General features: G+C 45.6%; 24 protein-coding genes. 2 read left to right on the top strand and 22 right to left on the bottom strand.

Going from position 1 to position 21,794, the window contains the following annotated elements; genetic code table 11:
- Complete coding sequence (locus tag QF049_RS05355; protein WP_307535450.1) at positions 1–672, top strand: SOS response-associated peptidase; 672 nt, start codon at positions 1–3, stop codon at positions 670–672.
- A 488-nt stretch (positions 673–1,160) separates the two neighbouring features.
- Positions 1,161–1,526 carry a toxin-antitoxin system HicB family antitoxin gene (locus QF049_RS05350; protein ID WP_307535449.1) on the top strand — a complete coding sequence of 122 codons (366 nt, stop codon included), beginning with the start codon at positions 1,161–1,163 and terminating at the stop codon, positions 1,524–1,526.
- A 54-nt stretch (positions 1,527–1,580) separates the two neighbouring features.
- On the opposite strand, the gene QF049_RS05345 is transcribed toward QF049_RS05350, so the two are convergent.
- The 22 genes from QF049_RS05345 to QF049_RS05240 form a co-directional block, all read right to left on the bottom strand.
- Positions 1,581–2,018 (bottom strand): hypothetical protein, encoded by a 438-nt coding sequence (locus QF049_RS05345; protein WP_307535447.1) that lies wholly within the window; start codon positions 2,016–2,018, stop codon positions 1,581–1,583.
- Positions 2,019–2,148: 130 nt separating this feature from the next.
- A complete protein-coding gene (locus QF049_RS05340) occupies positions 2,149–4,770 on the bottom strand; it encodes a lipase family alpha/beta hydrolase (RefSeq protein WP_307535445.1) in 2,622 nt (873 codons plus the stop codon).
- A gap of 281 nt (positions 4,771–5,051) precedes the next feature.
- Complete coding sequence (locus tag QF049_RS05335) at positions 5,052–5,912, bottom strand: glycoside hydrolase family 25 protein (RefSeq protein WP_307535443.1); 861 nt, start codon at positions 5,910–5,912, stop codon at positions 5,052–5,054.
- Positions 5,899–6,327 (bottom strand): phage holin family protein, encoded by a 429-nt coding sequence (locus QF049_RS05330; protein ID WP_307535441.1) that lies wholly within the window; start codon positions 6,325–6,327, stop codon positions 5,899–5,901. Before QF049_RS05330 ends, QF049_RS05335 begins: the two co-directional genes overlap by 14 nt.
- An 88-nt stretch (positions 6,328–6,415) precedes the next feature.
- On the bottom strand, positions 6,416–6,565 hold the full coding sequence (locus QF049_RS05325; protein WP_307535438.1) for a hypothetical protein: 150 nt from the start codon (positions 6,563–6,565) through the stop codon (positions 6,416–6,418).
- The gene (locus tag QF049_RS05320; protein ID WP_307535436.1) at positions 6,565–6,852 is read right to left on the bottom strand and encodes a hypothetical protein; all 288 of its coding nucleotides are present in this window, start codon (positions 6,850–6,852) and stop codon (positions 6,565–6,567) included. The genes QF049_RS05325 and QF049_RS05320 overlap by 1 nt, the downstream gene beginning before the upstream one ends.
- 11 nt (positions 6,853–6,863) lie before the next feature.
- Positions 6,864–8,174 (bottom strand): tail fiber protein, encoded by a 1,311-nt coding sequence (locus QF049_RS05315; protein ID WP_307535434.1) that lies wholly within the window; start codon positions 8,172–8,174, stop codon positions 6,864–6,866.
- 17 nt (positions 8,175–8,191) lie between these two features.
- Positions 8,192–8,581, bottom strand: a complete 390-nt coding sequence (locus QF049_RS05310) for a phage tail-collar fiber domain-containing protein (RefSeq protein ID WP_307535432.1) — start codon at positions 8,579–8,581, stop codon at positions 8,192–8,194.
- A 14-nt stretch (positions 8,582–8,595) separates the two neighbouring features.
- Positions 8,596–9,660: a hypothetical protein gene (locus QF049_RS05305; RefSeq protein ID WP_307535430.1), complete on the bottom strand. Its 1,065-nt coding sequence runs from the start codon at positions 9,658–9,660 to the stop codon at positions 8,596–8,598.
- On the bottom strand, positions 9,657–10,811 hold the full coding sequence (locus tag QF049_RS05300) for a baseplate J/gp47 family protein (RefSeq protein WP_307535428.1): 1,155 nt from the start codon (positions 10,809–10,811) through the stop codon (positions 9,657–9,659). Before QF049_RS05300 ends, QF049_RS05305 begins: the two co-directional genes overlap by 4 nt.
- Before the next feature lie 15 nt (positions 10,812–10,826).
- The gene (locus QF049_RS05295) at positions 10,827–11,732 is read right to left on the bottom strand and encodes a GPW/gp25 family protein (RefSeq protein WP_307535426.1); all 906 of its coding nucleotides are present in this window, start codon (positions 11,730–11,732) and stop codon (positions 10,827–10,829) included.
- Positions 11,729–12,097 (bottom strand): hypothetical protein, encoded by a 369-nt coding sequence (locus QF049_RS05290; protein ID WP_307535423.1) that lies wholly within the window; start codon positions 12,095–12,097, stop codon positions 11,729–11,731. The genes QF049_RS05295 and QF049_RS05290 overlap by 4 nt, the downstream gene beginning before the upstream one ends.
- A gap of 4 nt (positions 12,098–12,101) precedes the next feature.
- On the bottom strand, positions 12,102–12,719 hold the full coding sequence (locus QF049_RS05285) for a hypothetical protein (RefSeq protein WP_307535421.1): 618 nt from the start codon (positions 12,717–12,719) through the stop codon (positions 12,102–12,104).
- Between the two features lie 5 nt (positions 12,720–12,724).
- Positions 12,725–13,366, bottom strand: coding sequence for a hypothetical protein (locus tag QF049_RS05280; protein ID WP_307535419.1), 642 nt, complete (start codon positions 13,364–13,366; stop codon positions 12,725–12,727).
- 2 nt (positions 13,367–13,368) lie between these two features.
- Complete coding sequence (locus QF049_RS05275; RefSeq protein ID WP_307535417.1) at positions 13,369–15,120, bottom strand: LysM peptidoglycan-binding domain-containing protein; 1,752 nt, start codon at positions 15,118–15,120, stop codon at positions 13,369–13,371.
- Positions 15,117–18,662, bottom strand: a complete 3,546-nt coding sequence (locus QF049_RS05270) for a peptidoglycan DD-metalloendopeptidase family protein (protein ID WP_307535415.1) — start codon at positions 18,660–18,662, stop codon at positions 15,117–15,119. Before QF049_RS05270 ends, QF049_RS05275 begins: the two co-directional genes overlap by 4 nt.
- Positions 18,663–18,677: 15 nt before the next feature.
- Positions 18,678–18,884, bottom strand: a complete 207-nt coding sequence (locus QF049_RS05265) for a hypothetical protein (RefSeq protein ID WP_307535414.1) — start codon at positions 18,882–18,884, stop codon at positions 18,678–18,680.
- A 46-nt stretch (positions 18,885–18,930) separates the two neighbouring features.
- Positions 18,931–19,398: a hypothetical protein gene (locus QF049_RS05260; protein ID WP_307535412.1), complete on the bottom strand. Its 468-nt coding sequence runs from the start codon at positions 19,396–19,398 to the stop codon at positions 18,931–18,933.
- 67 nt (positions 19,399–19,465) lie between these two features.
- Positions 19,466–19,900: a hypothetical protein gene (locus tag QF049_RS05255; protein WP_307535410.1), complete on the bottom strand. Its 435-nt coding sequence runs from the start codon at positions 19,898–19,900 to the stop codon at positions 19,466–19,468.
- A 21-nt stretch (positions 19,901–19,921) separates the two neighbouring features.
- A complete protein-coding gene (locus tag QF049_RS05250; RefSeq protein WP_307535407.1) occupies positions 19,922–21,022 on the bottom strand; it encodes a phage tail sheath protein in 1,101 nt (366 codons plus the stop codon).
- 10 nt (positions 21,023–21,032) lie between these two features.
- Positions 21,033–21,260, bottom strand: a complete 228-nt coding sequence (locus tag QF049_RS05245; RefSeq protein WP_307535405.1) for a hypothetical protein — start codon at positions 21,258–21,260, stop codon at positions 21,033–21,035.
- Positions 21,253–21,792, bottom strand: coding sequence for a hypothetical protein (locus QF049_RS05240; protein ID WP_307535403.1), 540 nt, complete (start codon positions 21,790–21,792; stop codon positions 21,253–21,255). The genes QF049_RS05245 and QF049_RS05240 overlap by 8 nt, the downstream gene beginning before the upstream one ends.
- Positions 21,793–21,794 lie beyond the last annotated feature (2 nt).

Raw genomic sequence — 21,794 nt, 5'->3', positions numbered from 1 at the left:
ATGTGCGGTAGGTTTACGATAACTGATCCGATCGAAGAAATTATGAATCGATATAGGGCAGCCGTGGCTAATGGCTTCGAATACAAACCTAATTACAACGCTGCACCTATGCAATACATCCCCACCGTTATAGGGAGCAAAGAAGGTAATCGATTGGGTTCACTCCGTTGGGGTCTGGTTCTCACTTGGGCTAAGGATGACAAGATTGGTAATAAGATGATTAACGCTCGGGCCGAGACACTAGCCGAAAAGCCAGCCTTCAAACGTCTGATCAGTTCCAAGAGGTGCATCATACCAACGAATGGGTTTTATGAGTGGCGAAAAGAAGGAACGGTTAAGACGCCTTTGCGGATTCTAATGAAAGATGACCGCTTGTTCTCGCTTGCCGGCCTTTATGATACTTGGACCGATCCAGACGGAAAAAAGCTGAGTACGTGTACCATCATTACTACTGAACCAAATAACCTTATGGAAGACATTCATAATCGTATGCCGGTTATTCTGCGGCCCGAGGATGAGGCAGAATGGCTTGGAAGAGATAATGATGATGTTCAGTCGCTGCTCGGTCTGTTGAAGCCGTATCAAGCATCTGAGATGCGCGCATACGAGGTGCCAAAGGAAGTAGGTAACGTACGTAATAACAATGAGGGTTTGATTAATGAAGTAGGTTAAACAGAAAAAGAGCAGTGAGGAATTTTTAGACCTCGCTGCTCTTTTCGGTTCTTCTAAGATCATGCTCTTTGAGACAAAAGCAACATAAATCAAAACTCAAATTTATTTTATATTGCACCTGTGGACACTGATTATAAAAATCAGTGTCCCAAATAAAATCCCATAGTTATTTGTAGGTAGCTTTAGTTAATTGTTGGCTTAATTAAAAAGCTTTAAAATCTCCAAAATCACTTTAAACGATAACACGGTAACCAATAGTATCCAAGCCCACTCCATAAAACTTCTCTTTGAACGTTGTTGCTTCATTTGAATATTCTTTCTTGGGCAGCTGCTTGGGAACCTACCTAATTATTTTAATACGGATACATTAGGTAAAGCAAGTACCTATTGAAAAGCCAAAGGCGGCATACGTCAAAGACGTACTGGACCGGATTGGAGAGTAGCACCTCCCCTTTCCTTAATCCACATGATATCCTAGCCGAATAATAATGGAAAATCATAGCCAAAACAAGGAATTAGCGTATTACATGGCCCTCCCGTATACGATACAAATCAAACCCGTTAAAGACGAGAGCGGTGATTATTTCTTCGCAACTGTTGTGGAATTAGATGGGTGCCAGAGCAATGGAGATACTTTTGCTGAAGCATACGAGAGTGTTCGAGAAGCAATGGAGGGACATCAGGCAGTAAAGCTGGAATATGGAGACGTCATTCCTGAACCGATCGGTGAGGATGAGTACAGTGGAAAGTTTAATCTTCGGGTACCTCGGAGTCTGCACCGGCAGTTGGTGGAACGCGCAGCTGCGGAGAGTGTTTCCCTGAATCAGTACTGTCTGTACAAATTGAGTAGATAGAACAAAAGAGCCCCGCTAACCATTAAAGGTTAACAGGGCTCTTTTTGATAACCACTAATGAATAAAATCCCCATCATTTTCCGATTTGGTATAAACTTCCAACAAAATACCACTTGGAAGATTTGTTTTTTCTGAATATAATTCTGTTGCTTGTTCTTTAGTTACATCAGTAATTATAATTTTCCCTGCCGGACTTCCTTTTCTTAAATATAATTTGAATTGAGTATTATTCTGAGATACAAATGGGAAAGAAAAAGCCCATTTTTTACAAATTTCAGATGCATCTTTTATCTTTCTTAATTCCACTTTAGTTTTAGAATAATTTCTATATATTTTCAAACTAAAAAAGATAATTATCAACAATGGAATGCCTAAAGTTAAAGTAATAGTTAGCGAACTAATGCCAGAGGCAATTACGACTTTTGTTAGACCAATGAAAAATGAAACGATAGCCCACACAATTAATACAAATTGAACAAGTATGGAAATCATATCCGAGCTGTTAAAAAGGCCTCCAGATTTCCAAAGCCGCGTGAAATAAAGAATGAAGGCAATGAACAGTATGAGCAATAGGGACCCAAATTGCACAATTATCATATTATCCAAAGCCCTCACCCCTTACTTAATTATCATCCTCATCTTCATCTTTCATTATCAAAGGTATTTCTCTTAACGGTGGTTTTACGTTTTTGAGGTCCGTTATAACCAACTTATAACGGTATTCAAGGAACTGCTCATCAACTTCGAACGCTCCTTTAAATATACCTTCATCATCCTCAGTAAGACTGATTTGTCTGTCCGGAACTTTCTTTGTTTTAATGGCAACTAATCTTGCCCTTGGTCGAGTATGGGTAATGGTATCATGAGTACGTTCAGAAATCAGTTTGAAAGAAAACTCATGTGTTTCTCCAACTTCGAGTACTTCAGTTGGTGCACCATCAAAGTATAATGAATATTTTTCCAAAAACCTAACATCAAACTCGTATAAATTTAATACAAATTTCACACTTCTGATATTGTCAGGTATATCTTGATTTGGTGTGACTTTTCTTGAAATTTTGTTACCTTTACCAATGAGAATAATTTCAGCCTCATACAAATTTAACTTCTCATGTTTAAGCATATTATCCCAAATCATTAGAGGTTGTGTCATAGATGAATTTTCTTCCCACATAAGTACTGGTATATTACCCAAACCTAGATTAATTGATTGAATATCTCCTTCGTTACCAAACTCATTAACTGAATAGTAATCAATTTTGTAATATGAATTGGGATTACTACGTAATTCAGCCAAACCTAGGTTGATTTTAGCGGTTGAATCAAATTTTTCAAATAAATCATCGCTATTAATTCTGAAATAAGAGTCTGCACCAGCGCCATTAGTTACTGGTTTGAATGATAAATCCATACCCTCAGGATCAATATCGACAAATATTTTCGTTAATGGTTTTTGTTCATCCACTTTGAAAGACAAATTAATCATTTTGAGAGATCTATTAAATTTATCTTTCCCAAAAGCCTTTATTATATGCGTACCTGACTCTAAGTTGAGATTGACAGGTTCAGTATACTTTTGAGGGATCCCTCCATCAATTGCATAAAATAAATTCTCAACATTATTAATGTCATCAACATCAAGGACCAAAGTAATCTTGCCTGAATAAATTTTTCTGTATTTAACTTTATTCCCTTGATTATCGATTCGGATCGTAATACGAGGGAGTGCATCCTTTATTTCGGATATTACTTCTTGTTTACTTCTTCTTGTTACCTTCGGCTCAATCACCTTACTTTCAACATGGAGCGAAGTTTCATGATTTCTGTTAGATAGAGGTATTCTTAAGACAGCTGCTGTTTCATCTGATACGGGGAGGGGATCGAATTTCTCCTCTTGTAAAGAATTCTCATTGTAAGTTTTCACTGAAATGTCAGCTACACCATTATCATAAGAATTTATCTTAATGATCATATCTTCTTTAACATCTTCATTAAAATACACATACTTTGCTTCACCTATGCTAAAGTATGTAACACTATCATCTAAAGCGTGCGGGCTTATTTCCTCTATATTTGGATCGAATACTCCTGCAACATATCTATTCTCACTGTCCACAATAGTTGAATCAACGGGACACATTATTTTTGCCCATACACCTTGCTTGAAAAGATCTCTTATTTCCTCTTCATAAACTCCCTGCGGTATTGGGTATTCCTTCCCTCCCAAAGACCACTTAATAAATTGGATAATAGAATTTTCCGAGCACATAGTACTATGCTGAGCAGAACAATAGTACAAATTTGCAGCATGTGATGGAGTGGCACTAAACACAGGAACTACTCCGTCGCCATTTTCGAACTTGCAATCATTCTTAAACGGTAGACGTTTTTTTGTGCTTTCGATGGGAAGCCTATATAATGTGGGTTCTTGACAACCAATTAAATTGTCATGTTCTATGTGATCAGGTAGTTCTTGAAGCATCATTTTTTGTACAGGACTCATAAATTCATCCCAAACGTTAGCAGGGATACCATGAGTACTAACCATCTCATTATAAAAATTTTGTGCTCTCATTTGGACATCTGCGTATGAGACTATGCCCCCTTCTTCATTTGGAAATAGAAATTTTCCCTCATCATCATTATCATCAAAGTAATGTCTACTTGGCAGCAGCTGAAAGACAGACGGTAACTGTCGAGCTAACGCTCTTGTCTTTTTATCATTAAATGCCTCAAAAAGATTTGATAGGTCTTCGAAAAAACCAGGTTCACCAAATGATAAAGCTTTATAAGAGTCAGGTGCACCATGCCACGGTGTGCCTATAGTTATCAGCTTTTTCACCTTATCTGAAAGTCCATATTCCTTTAGCTGTAGTATGGCAATTTTAGCGATCATACCGCCCATACTATGCGCGACTAAATGAAGATTTTCATATTTTGCACTTAATCTGTTAATCTCACTTACAAGTAATTCAGCACTTTGAATAATATTGACGCGCCAATCATAGGAGAATAATTCTGCTTCCTCACTTGTAAACCCCTCGATGATACCTTTATATATCTTCTTTCGTTTTATATTGAACCCATTAACAACATTTAATGGAGATCTTGCTTCCATGAAATTATTTATGTTCAAAGATTGGAGATCTTCAAGATTCTTAGGAAACCACCTTTTGTTATCCCCTTCCCAAAGTTCACTCCCTTTAATTCCGGGAATAAATAATATATACGGATTTGATTCCATTGCACTTCCCCCTAGAATATGCCAGTAAGTCTAAAAGCAGATCTACACGACAAAAATAATAGCTATATAGGTTTAAAGTAGCATACAGAATGCACATCAGTCTACATAATTTGCCAATAAAGCTTTTTAAAGAAACCAAACAATAAATAACCTAAAATGATTTAGTAAGAACATTTGTTCTGTTTTAAAAAAAAAAAAGAAACTCCACCAACATTGAGCCAGTGGAGTCTTTTTTTACCGATGCTATCGGATTTAATAGTATATTACCACAATTATCCTTTTTAATCAACGTATTTCAACAACCGGCTAACTACGGTTCCCAGCTCCTCACGAGTAACTGCTGCACCTGGACGTGTACCGTCGAAGAATCCTTTATCCGTTACTTCCTTCCACGTCGTCTCAGCCCACTTGCTTGGTACGTTAATATCTCTCTCCTGTGTCACTGGCTTGTCCTCCTTAACTGGTTCACTCTTCTTTGAATACTTGGCTTTCAGCTCTGCAACCGTACCGTCAAACTCATTCAGATCCACTGCACCATTGATCCCGTCAACCTTCCGGTTACCTCGCGGCAAATAGCCGCCAGCCGCGCCATCGCTGTACTGCCAGAAATCCCAACGTGTCCAACCAGAAGCATCAGCAGGCGTTTGATTGCTGTAACGTGCAATCCACAGCGGATAAGATGACAAGCCGCTAAAATTACTGATGAACGCTGGGTATGTGTACACCAGCGGTTTAATCCCTGTAAGCTTGTGAATCTCTTCAAGAAACATCTTAGCCACGGCTGTAATCGTTGCTTTGCTATAGCCATTTTTATTTGATTCATAGTCCATCACCGGGGGCAAATCGAACTTTCCAATTCCTCCGGCATCTTGAATGGCTCGGTAAAAATTCTGTGCCTCAGCTTTGGCTACATCTACACTCCCGGCAGAGTCATCCACGTAATGGTATGCACCAACCAACAAACCCGCTGCCTTGGCATCCCGGACAAACTGCAGAAACTTAGCTGATCGGAAGGACTTGCCTTGTGTGGCCTTGACAAAGACAAAGGAGATCCCGTCAGCTGCAACCTTTTTAAAATCAATGTTACCGTTATGATGGGATACATCAATTCCCTGAGCATTGCCTGCTTTACGCGCTTGCATCTGTACCAGCTCCTTTATCGTTATCGTTTCCGCCCTTACCTTTTAATACTTCAATAGCTTGCTTAATTACTGCCGGGATAGGCGCTCCCATTTTGCCGCCATTTTCAGTAATAGACAGCAGTTCATTCGCAATATAGAAGAATGCCACCGTGTCCCTGAATAGATGGCCATCGCCCAGAATGCCATCCACTAAGTGGCCCACCGCTACCATGGCAAAAATAAAGACCTTACGGGCAATCCCGATAAGGCCAATTTTGCTTTTCAATCCCCCAACTGAACCGGCTGCCACTACTCCAGTTAAATAATCCAGGACCACGAATACAAGCAATACCCCCAACACTCCGGACCACCCTCCAAACAGATAAGACACTAACCAGCTACCTGCAGCTAAAGCCCATTTCCCCACGTTCTCCAATTTTCTATCCCCAATCTATTTTTTTGTGTAAAAAAAGCCCCCTGACCACTCCAGAGGACATAAAAATAGTGCACCACTTGGGTACGACTTACTTAACGTTTTCATTACTAATCAATTCTTCTCTTCCTTGTTGCACGAGATATGCATCAATCCCATCTTTTAGATCAGGCCTCCTCCCACATACATATTCGTATGAGTAGGCCCCTTCTATGATCCTTAGTCCCATGTATGCAGCCATTACGATCCTCCCATAATCATGTCATCCATCGCCTTTTTGATGATGGTTTGTTGCTCAGTCAATTCTTTTAAAGTGTCCTCAATGGTCCGCTGCTTCGTGTAATTGTAATACAGCTCTTTGGTCGCTAAGTTGATAAACAGGATCGGTAACATCCCCGGAATATCATCTGCGACAGGGATTTTACTATCGGTCAGGATTTCATTCTCCCCAGGGTCATCTACTGGGGAATGCGTGAGACCTAACACCATCGCTGTATTTTTTGACGCAGCGTGTTTGACTAGGATCATGTGAACCCTCCTTAAAATTTGAATGTCCAAGTTGACTCTGGATAATATGCGGTAGCCCTACCCTTGTAGGAGTCAGTACCGCGAACTAACGCCCTATGGACTAGCTGCATGGAGCTGGCGTTAAAATCACTTGCAAAAGCAGTCCATGCGGTTGACTGGATTGTGCGGTCTATTTGTGTATAGTAAAAACTTCTGTATCGCCTATTGATCGGGTCGATGATGATCTGCACAACATAGAGATAGTTGTTTACATTGCTACCAACCGATGAAGTACTTTGTATCCATATATCACGACCAGCAGCGTCCCTTAGCATAATCGTACTTAGGGCGTAGTTATCGGTATACTGACTTGTAATGGTGTTTAACGTAATACCTGAAGCGCTAGAGATAACGGTGAGCCTGTTGGATGGGACGTTTGTAATCCAGGTATCTAAATTGGCCCCGTTAGTTGTACCGTCCTTACCCGTCAACCCGGACAAGGTTAGCACCTCATTGGGTACGTACGATCCAGCTACACCCATCACGTTCTTGCCTACCAACAAGTTTTCGGGTTTTAAATCCGGTGTAGGGGTACATACCCATGAATCCCCTGTGTAATAGCCATCGGGTGGCATTAAGAAGGTTAAATCCCCAGCCCATACAGCGGATTGTTTTGCGGGTTGGTGATGGTTTTCGGCGCTGCGGTTAGGCATCATGCCCGTTCGGCCATTACCAGTAGCATTGCTAAACGTCGCCCCAGCCAATACTTGCGCCACTGTGGCGTTACCTGTTGCACGTATCACTCCAGCCATTTTGCTGATCAACTGCGTCCAAGTATCTGATGTGGATGCCGCTACACCAATGGCAACAAGCGCGGCAACCACATCCGCTTTTCGCTCATTGCCAAGCTGCTTTGCCGCTGTTGCCTCGTCATAGGCCTGCTTCACGGCATTTGCTGTAGCAGCTTCATCCGTCGCCGAACTACTGACGGAGTTATTCAGTTTGGTAATCCCGCGCGCTTGTGTTGAAGCACTGGGCAAGTCAGAGGCAGGATGTGTATGTGCTTTTGGGGCTGCATTGTTGCGTGTATACAGCTCGGCATTTGCCTGAGCAGAATCCCAGATTGCTTGCTTTGCGGCCGTGACGTGTAGCTCCGTATTGACAGCATGAGCATCCAGCGCTTCCTTGGATGCTACCCCGTTAGCCGCTGGATCGCTCTTAATGCTTTCGACCTGTGCAGCCAGCTCCTGGTCATTCTCGTACAGCGTTGTGATAGGGATGTTAAGCACATCTGCATGGCCTTGATCCGTAGTGACAAACTTTCGTGGCTCTTTAATTACCATTGGTCATTTCCTCCTTATCAGTAGATATCGTCGATCTCAAAAATGAACTCCATATCGCTGTCCTTAATTTTGTTGGTCATTGTTCGAATGGCTGTTAGCTTTCCGGCTGAATCAATCAAAGCCAACTCATTGATCGTTTTCCCGGCCAGTTCAGTTTCCGCAAGCGAACAGACATAACGAATAGCCGCCGGGGCAATAAATTCATAGTTGGTAATATCTTTTTGGAGCAGTTCGGCCTTTAAAGACTGCTCTGTACCATCCAGCGGAAGTGGCTTGCCTTCTGCGTCAGTCCCACCACTACCGAAAGCCATCTTAACCACCTTCGTCAGTGTACCGCCTTCGGCACGCGCTCGGGCCATCTGTTCACGTGCATAAGCAGTCGTAACGGTTAAAACTTGTTCTGCCACGATTACCATCCTCTCTAAACTTCCAGAATCGTTTCTGTCGAACTCAATGTCCGACTGCCGTCCAGTGTAACGCCGCCGTTCAGCAACCAGTAATTTTTACGTACCTTCACTACGCCTTCTTGCTTGTTCTCAATACGATGCCTGATCTTTAGCCCCATCTTATTAACATACCGCCTACGCCCTCCAGCCCAGCCAGACAAGGAAGCGGACCCGTTCAGCACTTCCAACCCATCCAAATACCAAGGTTTGCCACCAAAAAAGTGTACTCCTGACCGTAACCGTAACCGACTGCGATAGGAATGCGTGTGCTGAATAGGGGTATACACATGGACAGAAGTAGTAAAGGAAATACCCCCGCCTTTGTTCTCCGTCAAAATACTACGGACCGCCGCCAAGGTTTCGACGCTTCCAGTGTATTTGGCATCCAGTCGAACGCCTATGACCGCGGGGGCTTTGTCGTACACCTCCACCCCGCCGGACTCACCCAACTGGTAGGCAAGCAATTCCTGCAAGGCTACATTGTTCGTTTTGGGATTGAGCACCCACATGGTAAATCTCCGGCGAAAAGATTCAGCCAACTCGCCTGGACGTCTGCGCATACCAAAAAAGCTACCCCAGTAATCGAGCCAACGCCCTGTTGCCATATTACGGTCCAACTGCAGCAAAGCCAGGTCTGTGTCTTCCTCTGCTCTTCGTAACGTTCGATATACCGGATACATCCAGCGCCAAACGTTACTTGTAAAGGCGTTGAGCGTGGAGTTAATATCCTCATTAATTACCTCAATTAGAACCAGTTGCACAGAATCCGCTCTTAGTGTTTCTGGGGCCAACTTCGCCAAGTACCCCATGCCTCGTATTGCATCTAATAGTTCCAGTCCATCAATTCCATGCAAATTGATTGATTGCTTTTCCGGCAGTTTCAGGCGATAAGGCATACTATGAAAATATAAAGTTCCTTCGTCAACCGTCACCATGCTGTGCAATCCAGAACCACGCCCAAGCACTAAATATGGGACTTCTTTCGGTTGGATATTCCACTGGTCCCCTAAGTTATCAAGCAGTTTTCTCAGAACCTTCATGAACCAGCCTCCCGGTAAATTATCGGGAATTGTGGTACAAGCTTCTCTGTTTTGCCTGCTGTCGGATTCGAGTCAGACCAAGTTGCGCCACCATCCACGGACAAATCAAGCTTAACGTCATATATGCCCGATAATAGCTTTATGCGGGTTTCCAACTCAGTTTGTACAATTTCCTGCCCCTGTTTAACCCCGCTGAAATAGTCTCTAATCTCCCGCTCAATATCGATCTGAATCGTTGCAAGGGTCGTACCATCATCAAATTTTATAGTAAGACGGACATCGACCTGCTTGGTGGTAACGGAGAACAAATTTATCTGTATTCCAGCGGACTTGTATCCGTATACGGGCTTGCCGTTTTCATAATACCCGGTCAACGTCCGCTGAATGGCTGCGAACAATTCTGACGATGCAGTCCCAACCCCGTTCCAAACATATAGATCGACTTCTCCTTTTCGCGCAGGCAAATCCTCAAACGCTTGGGAATCCACCACGCGCTCGATTGCCAGCCCTGTTATATCCGTGAGTTGGACGGTAGTCGCTCCATATTCGATGCTCTGCAAGGTTCCCCGCGATAAAGAGGCAATGAATTTCCTGAAACGGTTCTTTTGCTCGTCCTGTGTCTCTTCCTCCTTCCCGTTGGAAAAGGAAGCACCATTAAATACCGTGTCAATTCCCGTTGGCTTGGATACAAAATCGGTAATGGTTTGGGCTTCTGTGTTACCGTCCAAGCCAGGTGTCAGGCAGATTACAGATACATCAACTCTCATTTTCCCAACCGCAATTACCGCATCTGAGGTGGTGCGGTAATTAATCGGTGCCTTGGAAGCTGTGGCCTGTGTTTTAAGCAACGTTCCAACTGGAACAAGGTAATTGGTATCGGCTGGTGTAACACGGCTAAAGGTGACATTTCCAGTCGCATAGATGGCTGGGAGCTTCGGAAAACCAAAGGCCGAATAAATCCCTTGTCCTATGGTATTACGCATGGCACGCCACGTTTTGTCGTAATATTCCTCCAGCTCTTTCCCGAACGCTTCCAGCATTGTCCTTGTACGGGACCCGATAGTAAAGTCCGTTATTTTAGTAGAAACGCCCCGTGACCAATCCACCATATCCTGTACAAGACTTTCCATAGTCTTACGTTCAAAAGCCAATAAAAACCCTCCTCTCTAAGCAGCAATAGCAACGCCAGATTGATCCACCTGTAATCCAATAATTTCCTGTCTGCCTGACACATCAATAGTTAGATAAACATAATATGCGGCCTGCTGAATAACGACATTGTCCACGGTAACGGCGTCTATTCGGTCCTCGTAATTAAGCGTCTCGTGGATATCCAGCTCGACAAGTTGGCGAATGTATGGAGCCTGAGCCAGTCCAATAAACTCATGGAGACGACTACCATAGGTTGGGTGCTGAGTCAGGCTACCACGCCGGGTTACCAGCCTATGGCTTACGGCCTGCTTTATATTGTCTATCCCCGCTACTGCCGCCCAGTCCCCGGTTTCATCTTCCATTAGATCGCCATCCGATGAAACCATTAGGTCTGTGCCGCCCAACGGCTCTAGTGTAGTTGTAACCGCCTGATCGCTGTTAATGTAGATAGTCTGGCCAGTAAGGCGCACCCGCGCATCTTTTCCATTGTTAAAGGGCTCCGGGTTAGTAATGGACAAGGAACCGGGATCAGAGTTGGACCGGACAGACCCAGACAAAACAACGCTATTTGCAATGGTGTTTCCAAAGCTCCCTGGCAATCGACTGCGGACATAAAAATAACCCTCCGCTACACCTGCAGCAAGGGTCGTGTCTTCCACCAGCTCATATACTTTTTGTACACCTTGAGAATCCACATCTGTCATGAATAAGGAACCAGCATAAAACGTGAGTGGCCGTGTAGCCGACTGTCGCCTTACTAGCAAATACCCGTTTGCATACAGCGTGTAATATGCCTCACGGCTGGTCATGGTATATGGGTACTCAAGGCCGTTATAGTCTGCAATATCCTGCCACGGTACATTGTACAGCACAGACAAACCTTGTATGGTATCCGCATCATTAAGTACATGCTCAATCATAGGCCATCATCCTCCGAGCTTATTGCTGTCGGCTCCCCGATTACGTTCGCGCTACTATCGGCGGCTAATGTACGCAGCTTGTACAGCATTGTCAGGATTGACCGCAGCTCCAACAACAAGTCAAAGGGGATGCTAGCAGCGGAAGCCAATCGACTGCAAGTATCTCGACACAGCATAATATACTGCTCTAGCTCAGCAGTATTAACGTCCACACGATCATATACAGCTTCGTTATAATCCGACAGTGCCGTATAGGCCCTCAAAGCATAGGCGGCAATATCCTCTATGTGCTGTTGTTCTTCTCTAAGCACCGGGAAATTTACATAAGTCAATTCTTCCTCAGGCAAATAGATAGGCTCCAACATCGCATCATCTCCTTTGTGTGAGCTTATGAAGGAGCTCTCCGATATTGGACACGCTAGACGACAAGCGCCCGGCCATAGCCGACGTAGAAGGGTTGCGCTTGAGGTAATCTGTGGCTGCTTCCCTCCGCGTTTTGGTCAGACGGCGCAGGCACGTAAAACGAAATTCGTAACGGTATAATAACGGCTCCGACTTACTCCGCTGGAGCCTAAAGTTTTGCGGGTGGATCTCGTAATACTCATTGTCTTCCCAGTTGTACCAATACAACGCGTGCTGCGGATCGTTGGCCTTTAAAAATTTCCGGTAGATATGAGCACGGAATTTTATAAACTCCTCGTACCCATCCATATTTTTGTTTTCCGCAGATGTCCGCTTGCTATATCCCGTTGTGCCGGACAAAGTTACTGTAGGCAGTCCCAAACCAAAGTCAGGCACGTATGCCCCTCCAAGTGTCTGTACAATATTGCCGCGTCCTTGCTCCTCCTGAGTAAAATCAGACGGATTGACCAGTAGTGTGTGCAAAGTAATAGATCCGGAATTCCCGCTTGGCAGCGTCTTACGAAGTTCAAAGGTCATACGGTAAAACTTTTTCTGATCGCGGGTTGAATCCTTGACCAGTGCCATAACAATCATCCTTTCTCTACTGCTATATCCCCTTTCGGTAGTTTGAATATCGCCTTGCCCGTTGGGTGGAAGAACTCAAATCCTCCGGCAGATAAATGGATATAGGCTGGCGCTTCATCTGGAACTGGACAAGATATTTCTACACTTCCCGGCGCCACCCTCAAGGTAACAGGCGGGTTCTTCCCCTCTTTATCGGTGGGATAGCTCAACAAAGCGTGATCAGGGGTCAGCTCCACATAGGCACGCTGGGATTGCTTGCTATCGTCCAGCAAATGTCCCTGAACATCCTTATCGGCTATGCCGTCTTTTACACCTATTTCATACACGGGTAGCTGAAGCTTTACCAGATCCCGCTTAACGGTAATAAAGTTGGTTCCGTAGCTGCTGTTTCTCAAAAATCCAGCCAGATACGGAGCATCCTTTCGGTTATCCAGATAACCTACAATCACGGTATCCCCCTCGACTGGCTCCCTGTCCAGCTCGCCCATAACCCACACAGGAACGGGTTGACTATAGTCCAAAAACACGACCTCAATACGTGCGTATTTTCCATAATCTTTGGTGCTGGTAACCTTCGCCAGCCGGGTAGCACTAAACTCGGGCATTCGGTTTGTCGTCTTTCCTCCAAGTGCAGCTTGATCTTTCACGACTACTTTCCTCCCGGTATCTTAATAACCTGTCCAACATAAATGTATTTCCCGTGTTGGGAAGCATTTCGGCCGTCTCGCTTAATTAGCATGTTCTTATTGGCTTCCCACAGCTTGGTCCAGTCGTCGCCTTTACTGTATACCTTGGCGGAGATACTCCATAGACTATCACCCCGCTTGACGGTATAAAAATCGGCTTTGACCTCTGCCGCTGTCTTAGCGGATGCAGGCTTTTTATCGGTAGCCTTGGCCGCCTGCGCCGTTGTCGCTCTGGAAGCTTTAACTGCGGGTTTGTAATTACGGCCACGGGTAAGCTGCAACGTTGTGGTCCATCCATCGAATACATTGAATGTCTGTGTTACAGATTCTACGTAAAACTCTTTCATAATCCCAGGCGCTTGTAATTTTTGCCCGATCTTATAGCTACCTTTACCACGTACAGTCATGGAACCGTTCAGGAATTTGTGATTATTTTCAAACCACTCCTTCAGCTTGAGCGTATATGCCTTGCTCATTTGTTCCAGCTTGGTCGTGTCCTCCGGCTTGCTCGGATCTATAGCCAATCCTTCTATCTCAATCTCCAATGGCGAAAGGCCATATCGCTCGACAGCAGACTTGTTCATAACAGGCGGAGCAACCCTTTTTAAGTCAAACCCAAACGGATTAATCGTGGTCCCAGCCCAAAACAGGTTATAGTGCTCATCGTCGCTATAGGACAAATCCTCGTCGATCACGTCTTCAGCAGTTACCTCATGAGTTAAAAGCTTGTCCCAAGCGTCCTTTGAAAAAGGTGTATTCCGTAAAAAGACGGACACCACACTGTTGTCTTTGCCGAAGGGAAAACGCGGAAACGGGTAGTAACCCTCTCCCTTAGGAAACTTGGCCTTTGTCTGATCGCTGGACTGCTCAATAGTTTCATTCACAACCCTCGGCTTTGTACCCGGATTCCATGCTTCTAGTGGCTCACGAACATCGACAAACAGCTCCGTAAATGGCTTTGTGGAAGTCCGCTCCATAAGATTCCAAAGAGAACCCTCATAACGATCCAGCGTGAAGAATTGTGGCAAAAATACCGGGACAGTGGCAAAGTTATACCTGAGTATATTGGTAACATCGACCTTCTTCGCGACTGGCTCCGCCTTCTTCTCATCCCAAACAGTCCACTTTACGCTGTTTAGCTTCGGCAAGATAAAACGCATAATGACATCCAGAATTACAGCGGGGCTACCCTTAGCGATGCTCTCCGACTGAAAATATTTAGCCATTGCCAGCCAACCGTTTTCAGTCAGGAAAAACTTATCGGTACCGCCAGATATCTCGGGATAAAATTTAATATTGGACTTAATAAGCACCTTACCAAAGTCCCGCGCCTGAATGGATGTTGTCATGCCATTATCTACGCTGCGGGTCCGCCGAACACGATCCACCAAGCCGACCATGACCGTAGATAATTCCTCGCCCTTGATCGTCTTATATCCCATCTGCACAACCACAAGGTCGTTCGGCATAATGAGTTGCGACCGGAACCACTTGTCTCCAGCAAGGACAATATTCATGGTTCCAGCAGGTGCATCAAGCGTTTTCTGCGTAGTAACGGAAAGCACTTGGCTGGTAGGGTCTTGGCCTGTATCTTCCGTTAAGCTACCTTTAAGCTGGTAGCAGGCCTTATCCGTATGAAAACTAACACGGATAATAGGAACATACCTCTTGCCCTCCACACCGCCGACTGGCGCCCAATTATAACGTTCGATCATGAGTAGCCCGCCTTTACTGGCGACATTCGCAGCCGCTGACGCTCATTTTCCGTAACAAACTGCTTAACAAGTCTCTCGATCTGAGATTTTGCAGCAGTGTTCAAATGTTTGGCTCCTTCGCCTGAAATATTAAGATTGACGGTGATCTCGGATTTATAGCGGATTTCCCTCGGCCCGGATGAAGGCATATACCCCGTGTCGCTATCACCTGATCCAAGTGATTTCAACAAATCCTCAGGATTCATCAGTTTCCCCGACTTATCCATATAACCCAGATGTAAATGACTGCCTGTGGTGCTGTACCCGCTACCCGCAACTCCTGGCGCCCCACCTACATTCCCGATATAAGACCCTGATTCGACTTTTTGACCTACACGGAGAGATGGGTTGACAGCTGATAAGTGGCTGTAAAAATATGTGCTTCCATCAGACATGCGAACACCAACTTCAGTACCGCCTGCCCGTGTATTTTTTGTACCATCCTCATCAAGTTTCCCTCCGTCGTCCATCTTTATAAAAGAAATGGTCCCTCCAGTTAACGCCTGTAACTTGTCTCCCTGAACCCCTTTTATATCTAAACCTCTGTGAGGTTTCTTCCTGAAAGATTCCTGTTGTGCGAATTTACTCGTTATGCGGCTACTCCAATCAGTAAAAAAACCACTTCCGGAATCTGGGGAAATACCACCCGTCAAATCATTTATGATCTCAACTACGCCTTTGGACCAGTAGTTATTCAAATTGTCTGGGTCGTTGCGCGCGCCAATAGGAGCATATTTCCTTTGGACATCGGTTATTGTATCTATTCCTTGATCGACATAATTGACTTTGAGGTTACGCGCCATTGCCGTGATCCCGGCATCAATGGAGGGGAAATTCAGCGGCCCGCTTCCATTTGGATTCATCATGCCGCCTACATTATTACGCGTCAGAACTGCCGCAGATGTACCGTTGCCTGTTTCATGCATCGCAATTGCCGCCAATGCAGCCGGATCAATGCCGAACTGCAAGCCAGCTTGTACAAACTGAGCACCCTTGCCTGCAAGCGCACCACCCAGATTTTTGTTGAGTTGTTCGGCGCTGATCCCGCTCATTGACGTGATTTTTGAGGATATGCTGTATTCCCCTAAGAAACTCGGGACGGTTTCTGGCGAACTTGTCGCCATACTTTGCTGCCAATTTTTAAACTCTGCTAATACATCCGTAGCCCAATTTTGCACCGTGTACAGCATGGAACGGAAAATCCAGATAGATTTGTCTACCAAGTCCTTGCTGTTGCGTTCCATTGAAGCATATTTCGTCCCGGAGTTACTCTCCATCTCGTCAGTATTACGTTCCATCTGTTTGAAATTGTATTTACCAAGAACAGACATGTCTTCGATGTTGCGGTTCACTTGCTCGGGCATACGGCCTATATCACTATCACCAGAACCGCCGAAAAACTCGCTTGTGAATATCTTCGCAGCTTGTTCAAAAAATCCGCCTACCCCTTCTGCAAAGATATCAACCGCAGGCTTTTCTACTACACCAAGTTCTTTGGCGTTCTTGAAATACTGGCTGTTGTATTCAATAACCTTCTGCAGTTCATCATCCGTTAATTTTCCGCCATTAATAGCCTTTTGGCGCAGTTGAGCTCCTTCTGATTCTTTTCTGCTATCCTCATATTTTTGATCCCTCTCTAATTCCCTCATGTACTGTGTTTTTTGTTGGGGTGTTCCTGGGAGATCATCTATCACCGACTTTTTTGGGGTGGTGTCCATTCCGAATAAATTCAAAAAGCTATCCACCAGTCCCCCATCCTCATTACCAAATAGTCGAGTCAGCGCTGTTCCTAAATTCCCAATGGATAAAGTTGTGGCAAGTCCTTTGAGGTTATCATTCATAAACTTGAGGATTGCATCTAAACTCGCATTTCCAGTTCCACTTCCTTCCTGAATAGCTTCAATGACGGAAGTAGCTCCCTCTTTCATCCCCATAACAACTTCCACTAACTTACTCCCCGCTTGTTCCAAAGCGTGTTCAAAGCGAGAATCCGTATCCATATATCCTTGTCCCTGAGTTCCTTGACGCTCCGCATCATACTTAGCTCCCGAATCAATGGAACCATTCTGCAAAGCTTGCAACTGCTCCGGGTTGAACACGGACAGTCCTTTAGTCGCATCATAAAACTCTGATGCTTCGCGTTTGGTTGCTGCGTAGCCGCCATCGGTAAGCCAACGTTGCATGATGCGTTTTGTTAACTGCTCATTACCGCCTGTTTGGGATCGGACGTACTTAGACATAGCCGGAACGTTATCGGCGTTCAGCAAACCGTCCTCAAATGATTGTTCAAGCCCAAAGAGATCCATGCCTCCGTATTTTTGGGGGCTATACTCTCGCAATGCTTGAACTCCCATCCACTTCCAGTCATCGTTCCCTGGACCGAATATGCCACCTAAGCCCGAAATGAGATTGCCACCTTGCGCGCCAGTCAGTTGCATCATGCCTTGCTCTGCACCAATGCGATCAAGTGTAGTCTGATAGGCTAGGAGTTGCTTGGAGCTACCATCTTTCAGCGTCGTGTTCATCGTCTGTAGCAATGCATTATTGGTCTCCATCACTTCGACGACACGCGCTGTCATTCCGGATCTCGCCAAACTACCCGCAATTGCATCGGCAAACCCTTTTGGAGTCTGCATGCCGCCTGCAGCGCGGTTATTCCCGGAAACACTAGCGACTTCAGACGTATCTAAACCGTATCCACGTCCAAATTTCAGCATGCCCTTCAGCTCTCCGTCACTGATATTGCCAGCAACGCGACTGTACTGGTCCAAGAACCCCCAAGTGTCTGCAGCGCTATATCCCATCCGATCAGCACGGCCAGTAGCAGAAGCACGGTCCCACATATCGACAGCTTGGCCACTCCATCCAGCTTGACCCCGCATACGCTGTGCGAGGTCAAGAGAGGTTGTTTGCCGAGCATAGGCTGAACTGTACATTTGTGTTGCGACTCCAATGATGCTGCCAAGACCCACTAGACCAAGTGCAAACTTCCCCGCTCCCAAAACACCAGATAGTGCACCACCCATAAGTCTGTTAGAACCGCCAGTACTCTCAGAATCTTCACTCGCGCTTTTACGTATAGAACCAGCGCGAACAGGGCTTTGGCGGTAGCCACCAGCTTCCTTTGAACGGATGCTATAAAGACGCTCAGCAGCGATCAGTTCTTTTCGAATTACATCTAGTTGACGTTCCCGCTGCTGAATATTTCGCTTGATCTCTTCGCGTTCCCCCCGCTGAGCCGTTTGCAACTTGCCATACAAGGACTCTATGACGTCGTTGTGCTTGCGAAATTCTGCATCCAGTTCCCGCATCGTCCCCAGGAATCGTGAGCGGAATACATCTAATGCTCGGAGTTGCTTTTCATCAAAGAACCCCCCGCCTCTGGCTCCTCTATTAACAACAGAGGAAACACCTTTTAAGTCCTGTTCCAGTTGCTTCAAACCTCGTTGGAGTTGCCCAAATTCGCCTTTTGCTGACACGCGAATCGTTTGTTCTTTTGCCAAATTATTACCTCCTTCCTACTCGATGTCCTCCCAATCACTATCATCTCCCATTGAAGATGATGGGGTTGCTGCATAGTCGTATGAAAGTTTTCCATCTTCTTCTTCAGTTTCGTCTGCCCATTTATCGAACTCAGGATCGTCGTATTCTTCTGATTTTCCCTCCCGGGCCTTTCGATCAATTTCCATATGTTCGAATTCGAGATCAATTTGTTCTGGCGTCATACTCAATATGCGCGGATCAGTTGGAGGCAGTCCGCCGTAGACGTACTTACGGAGTATCCACAGTTTGCGCTCCTGCGGCAGTTTTGCTATGGTCTTCAGATGCAGTTCGAAAACCCTTGCGAAACTGCGCCTCCCACATCTGGTGCAAGCCGAACACGTGGAACAGCAGGTCTGGCTCCGTGATTTCCTTAAGCTTCAGCAGACTCTCAGGTCGTTTATACAGAGCGACGTCGAGGATGGAAATGATGTGCGCCATGAATAAAATGTCTGCATCAACGAGACCGACATCTTGGACGCCTGCCTCCCGTAGGATCTCCGATTTAATAGCACCGGACTTCATTAGATCGGCCATCGTCAGTTTCTTGAACACGAGTACACCTGTGTAATGATTGCCCTCGGCAGAAGTGAAATCTAAGAGTTCGCCTTCCTTCAGTTCTCCACCAGCTCTGACCTTTTGTGCAGCTTCAATAGCTGTTTGAGCAGCGGCTTGTTGCTCTGGAGTAAATTCGGACATAATTGATCGTCTCCTTATATTTTGAAATGTGAATAGCCCTCTCCGAAGAAAGGGCACGGTTGATTGGTCATTTGGTTTCTGGCGTACCGTAGTCAGCGGACAAGTATTTCCAAGTCGCATTTTCGCCAGACATGGCGTTGGCGCTGAAATCTTCGGACGACTCGGACAGGGTGCAACTACGATACACAATGACAATGTCACCCGTGTATTTATCCGTTACCTCAATATCAATTACGTTCATGTTCAAAATACCAGCTCCATAACTGGACAAACCCAGCTCAGCTAAGGACTTCTTACGGATTCGGTATTTCTCCAGACTGATGCTTCCATCAACTTTCAGTGGCACAGACTCTTGTGGCATGATACTTCCAATCTCGTATTGATTTTCCGTACCAAAGGAGCGGTTACCACTCAACCGCTGGCCCCGGCCTACTTCGATTCCGCCGATTTTCAAACGTACCGTGTGTCCTGCGTGAGCTGGTTGGTCTTTTACAATACTCACTGGATGCCCTCCTTTTCCTTATTACAAACTGACATGAGTTGTAATCAAAAAATTATTGATTGGCAGTGTCGGTTTACCTTCCCACTCTAGCCAAAATGCAGTACCATTACGTGTGACTTTAGTAGACTCTGGTACAAATCCTCGTATCCAGCCGTTTTTTTGGAACTCTGCGATGAGAGATACCAAGTCGTTATAGATCGTGACCTCGATTCCTGCCACGCCTGCCTTGCCTGTGTATTTGTTTTCGAAATATGTTTCGACGTTATCGCTCATGTCGTCCGCGAGGGTTGCAACCGAAAGCTCGGCTTTAGTCAGATCATCACTCGGGGAGAGTGTCACACCTTGAACAATACGAAAACCCACATTTTTCACCTGTTCGACAGGGCATATGTGGGCTTCTAAAATTTCTTCAATTTCCAAACCAATGTAGACCTTCTCAAGTCCATCGAACTTGACGGACTTGTATGTGACAGGCTCTTGGGATGCTTGTCCAGCCCAAAGACCTGCAATAGCAGCTGCCATGTAATACCCAGGCTTAACCACCTTGTTGCCGTCACTATCCGCTACGAGAGGGCAAGGAGTCACTAGCATCCCGCGCTCAGTCGGCATGGCCGCTGCCATTCCCTTGATCTCTTCGATCGTTGCACCTGGCTTGTGTCCGTAAAATGCGCGACGACGCTTCCGGTTCTTAACACTCGACATGAATTCGATATGTGTGTCTACCTTGGCCCAGACAGCTGCCTGCGTCGTGAGCGGGATGATCCCAGCCGTGTCCTCTGGCTGTAGTAGGTCAATAGCATCTTGCCATTGTGTATCCGTTGGCGCTGTTGCCGGGGCAGTGACTTTAACGGGCACAACGCCGATTAAATCTGCTCCGTGCCTCCAAGATACCTTCATGACCTCCAGCAGCTCACCTTCACCGACAGCCGCAGCCGCCAGCTTCGGATCATTGAAATATGAGACTTTCCCCTTCGGCAGCATATTCCCCGCCGGAGGTACACCGATCACGGCCAACACTTTGTTTGATCCCAATGTGACGGGGGTCATTTCGCTTGAATCCACAACCGAATAAGCCCCTGGTCGCTTGATGCTAGCCCCGCCAAAAGAAATATTAATGCTCATAGTTTACCTCCTATTCATATTGTGCCTGGGACTGTTGCTCCAGAGTTGCAGTCCACTGCTCATCCGTTTTATCTTTCAGTAGTTCAGGGTTGGACCGGGCTTCGTATCGAAAGCTCGCTACCAAGCCCATATGGACTTTGACGCGGGATAAATAATCTTCCAGCGTGACCGCTTCGGCAGCCTTCTTTTTTAACGTTTCTTGAGCAGGCTGCACCTGCTCTTTTTTGGTATCATCCATCAATTCTTCCCCCCCCTCTCACGGTAAATCCGCTGATCGCCTCGACGTGCTCGGTTACTTGTACGTCAAGCGGATTAATGTACGAAATGACAATGCTTGCCCAATAGACCGGGAACGGGGCTACTTGTCCGGTAAAATCACTCTCGTCCTTGCCTGAATCCATGCTGAAACTCAAAAGGCCTTTACTTACTGCCACTGGACGAAACAGCATAAGCAATGCCTTAAGAATCCTATAAGCCCGCTCACGTTCATCCGCATTGGTATGCCAAATACGCACTTCCATGGACTCCTGAAAGTGCGTACTGTGAATTTCGCTATATTGGAGTTCGGATCGGTCAAAATCCTCTCCGCCGAAGTCACCCAGTATATGAGCTGCTTCGCTGTCCGATACTCGATTGATGCCCACACAAGGCAACTCCACTTCTGTTTGCGGATCGGCCTTGAAGACGTTCATCCGAACTTCGTTTTCTTTGAATCCTTTTTTTAAAAACTGGAGCAGTTCCTCTTTTACATCAACACTATTGAACTCCACGA

It is taken from the genome of Paenibacillus sp. W4I10 (assembly GCF_030816325.1).
Classification (GTDB): Bacteria; Bacillota; Bacilli; order Paenibacillales; family Paenibacillaceae; genus Paenibacillus; species Paenibacillus amylolyticus_B.
This window is presented reverse-complemented; position numbering and strand designations above follow the sequence as displayed.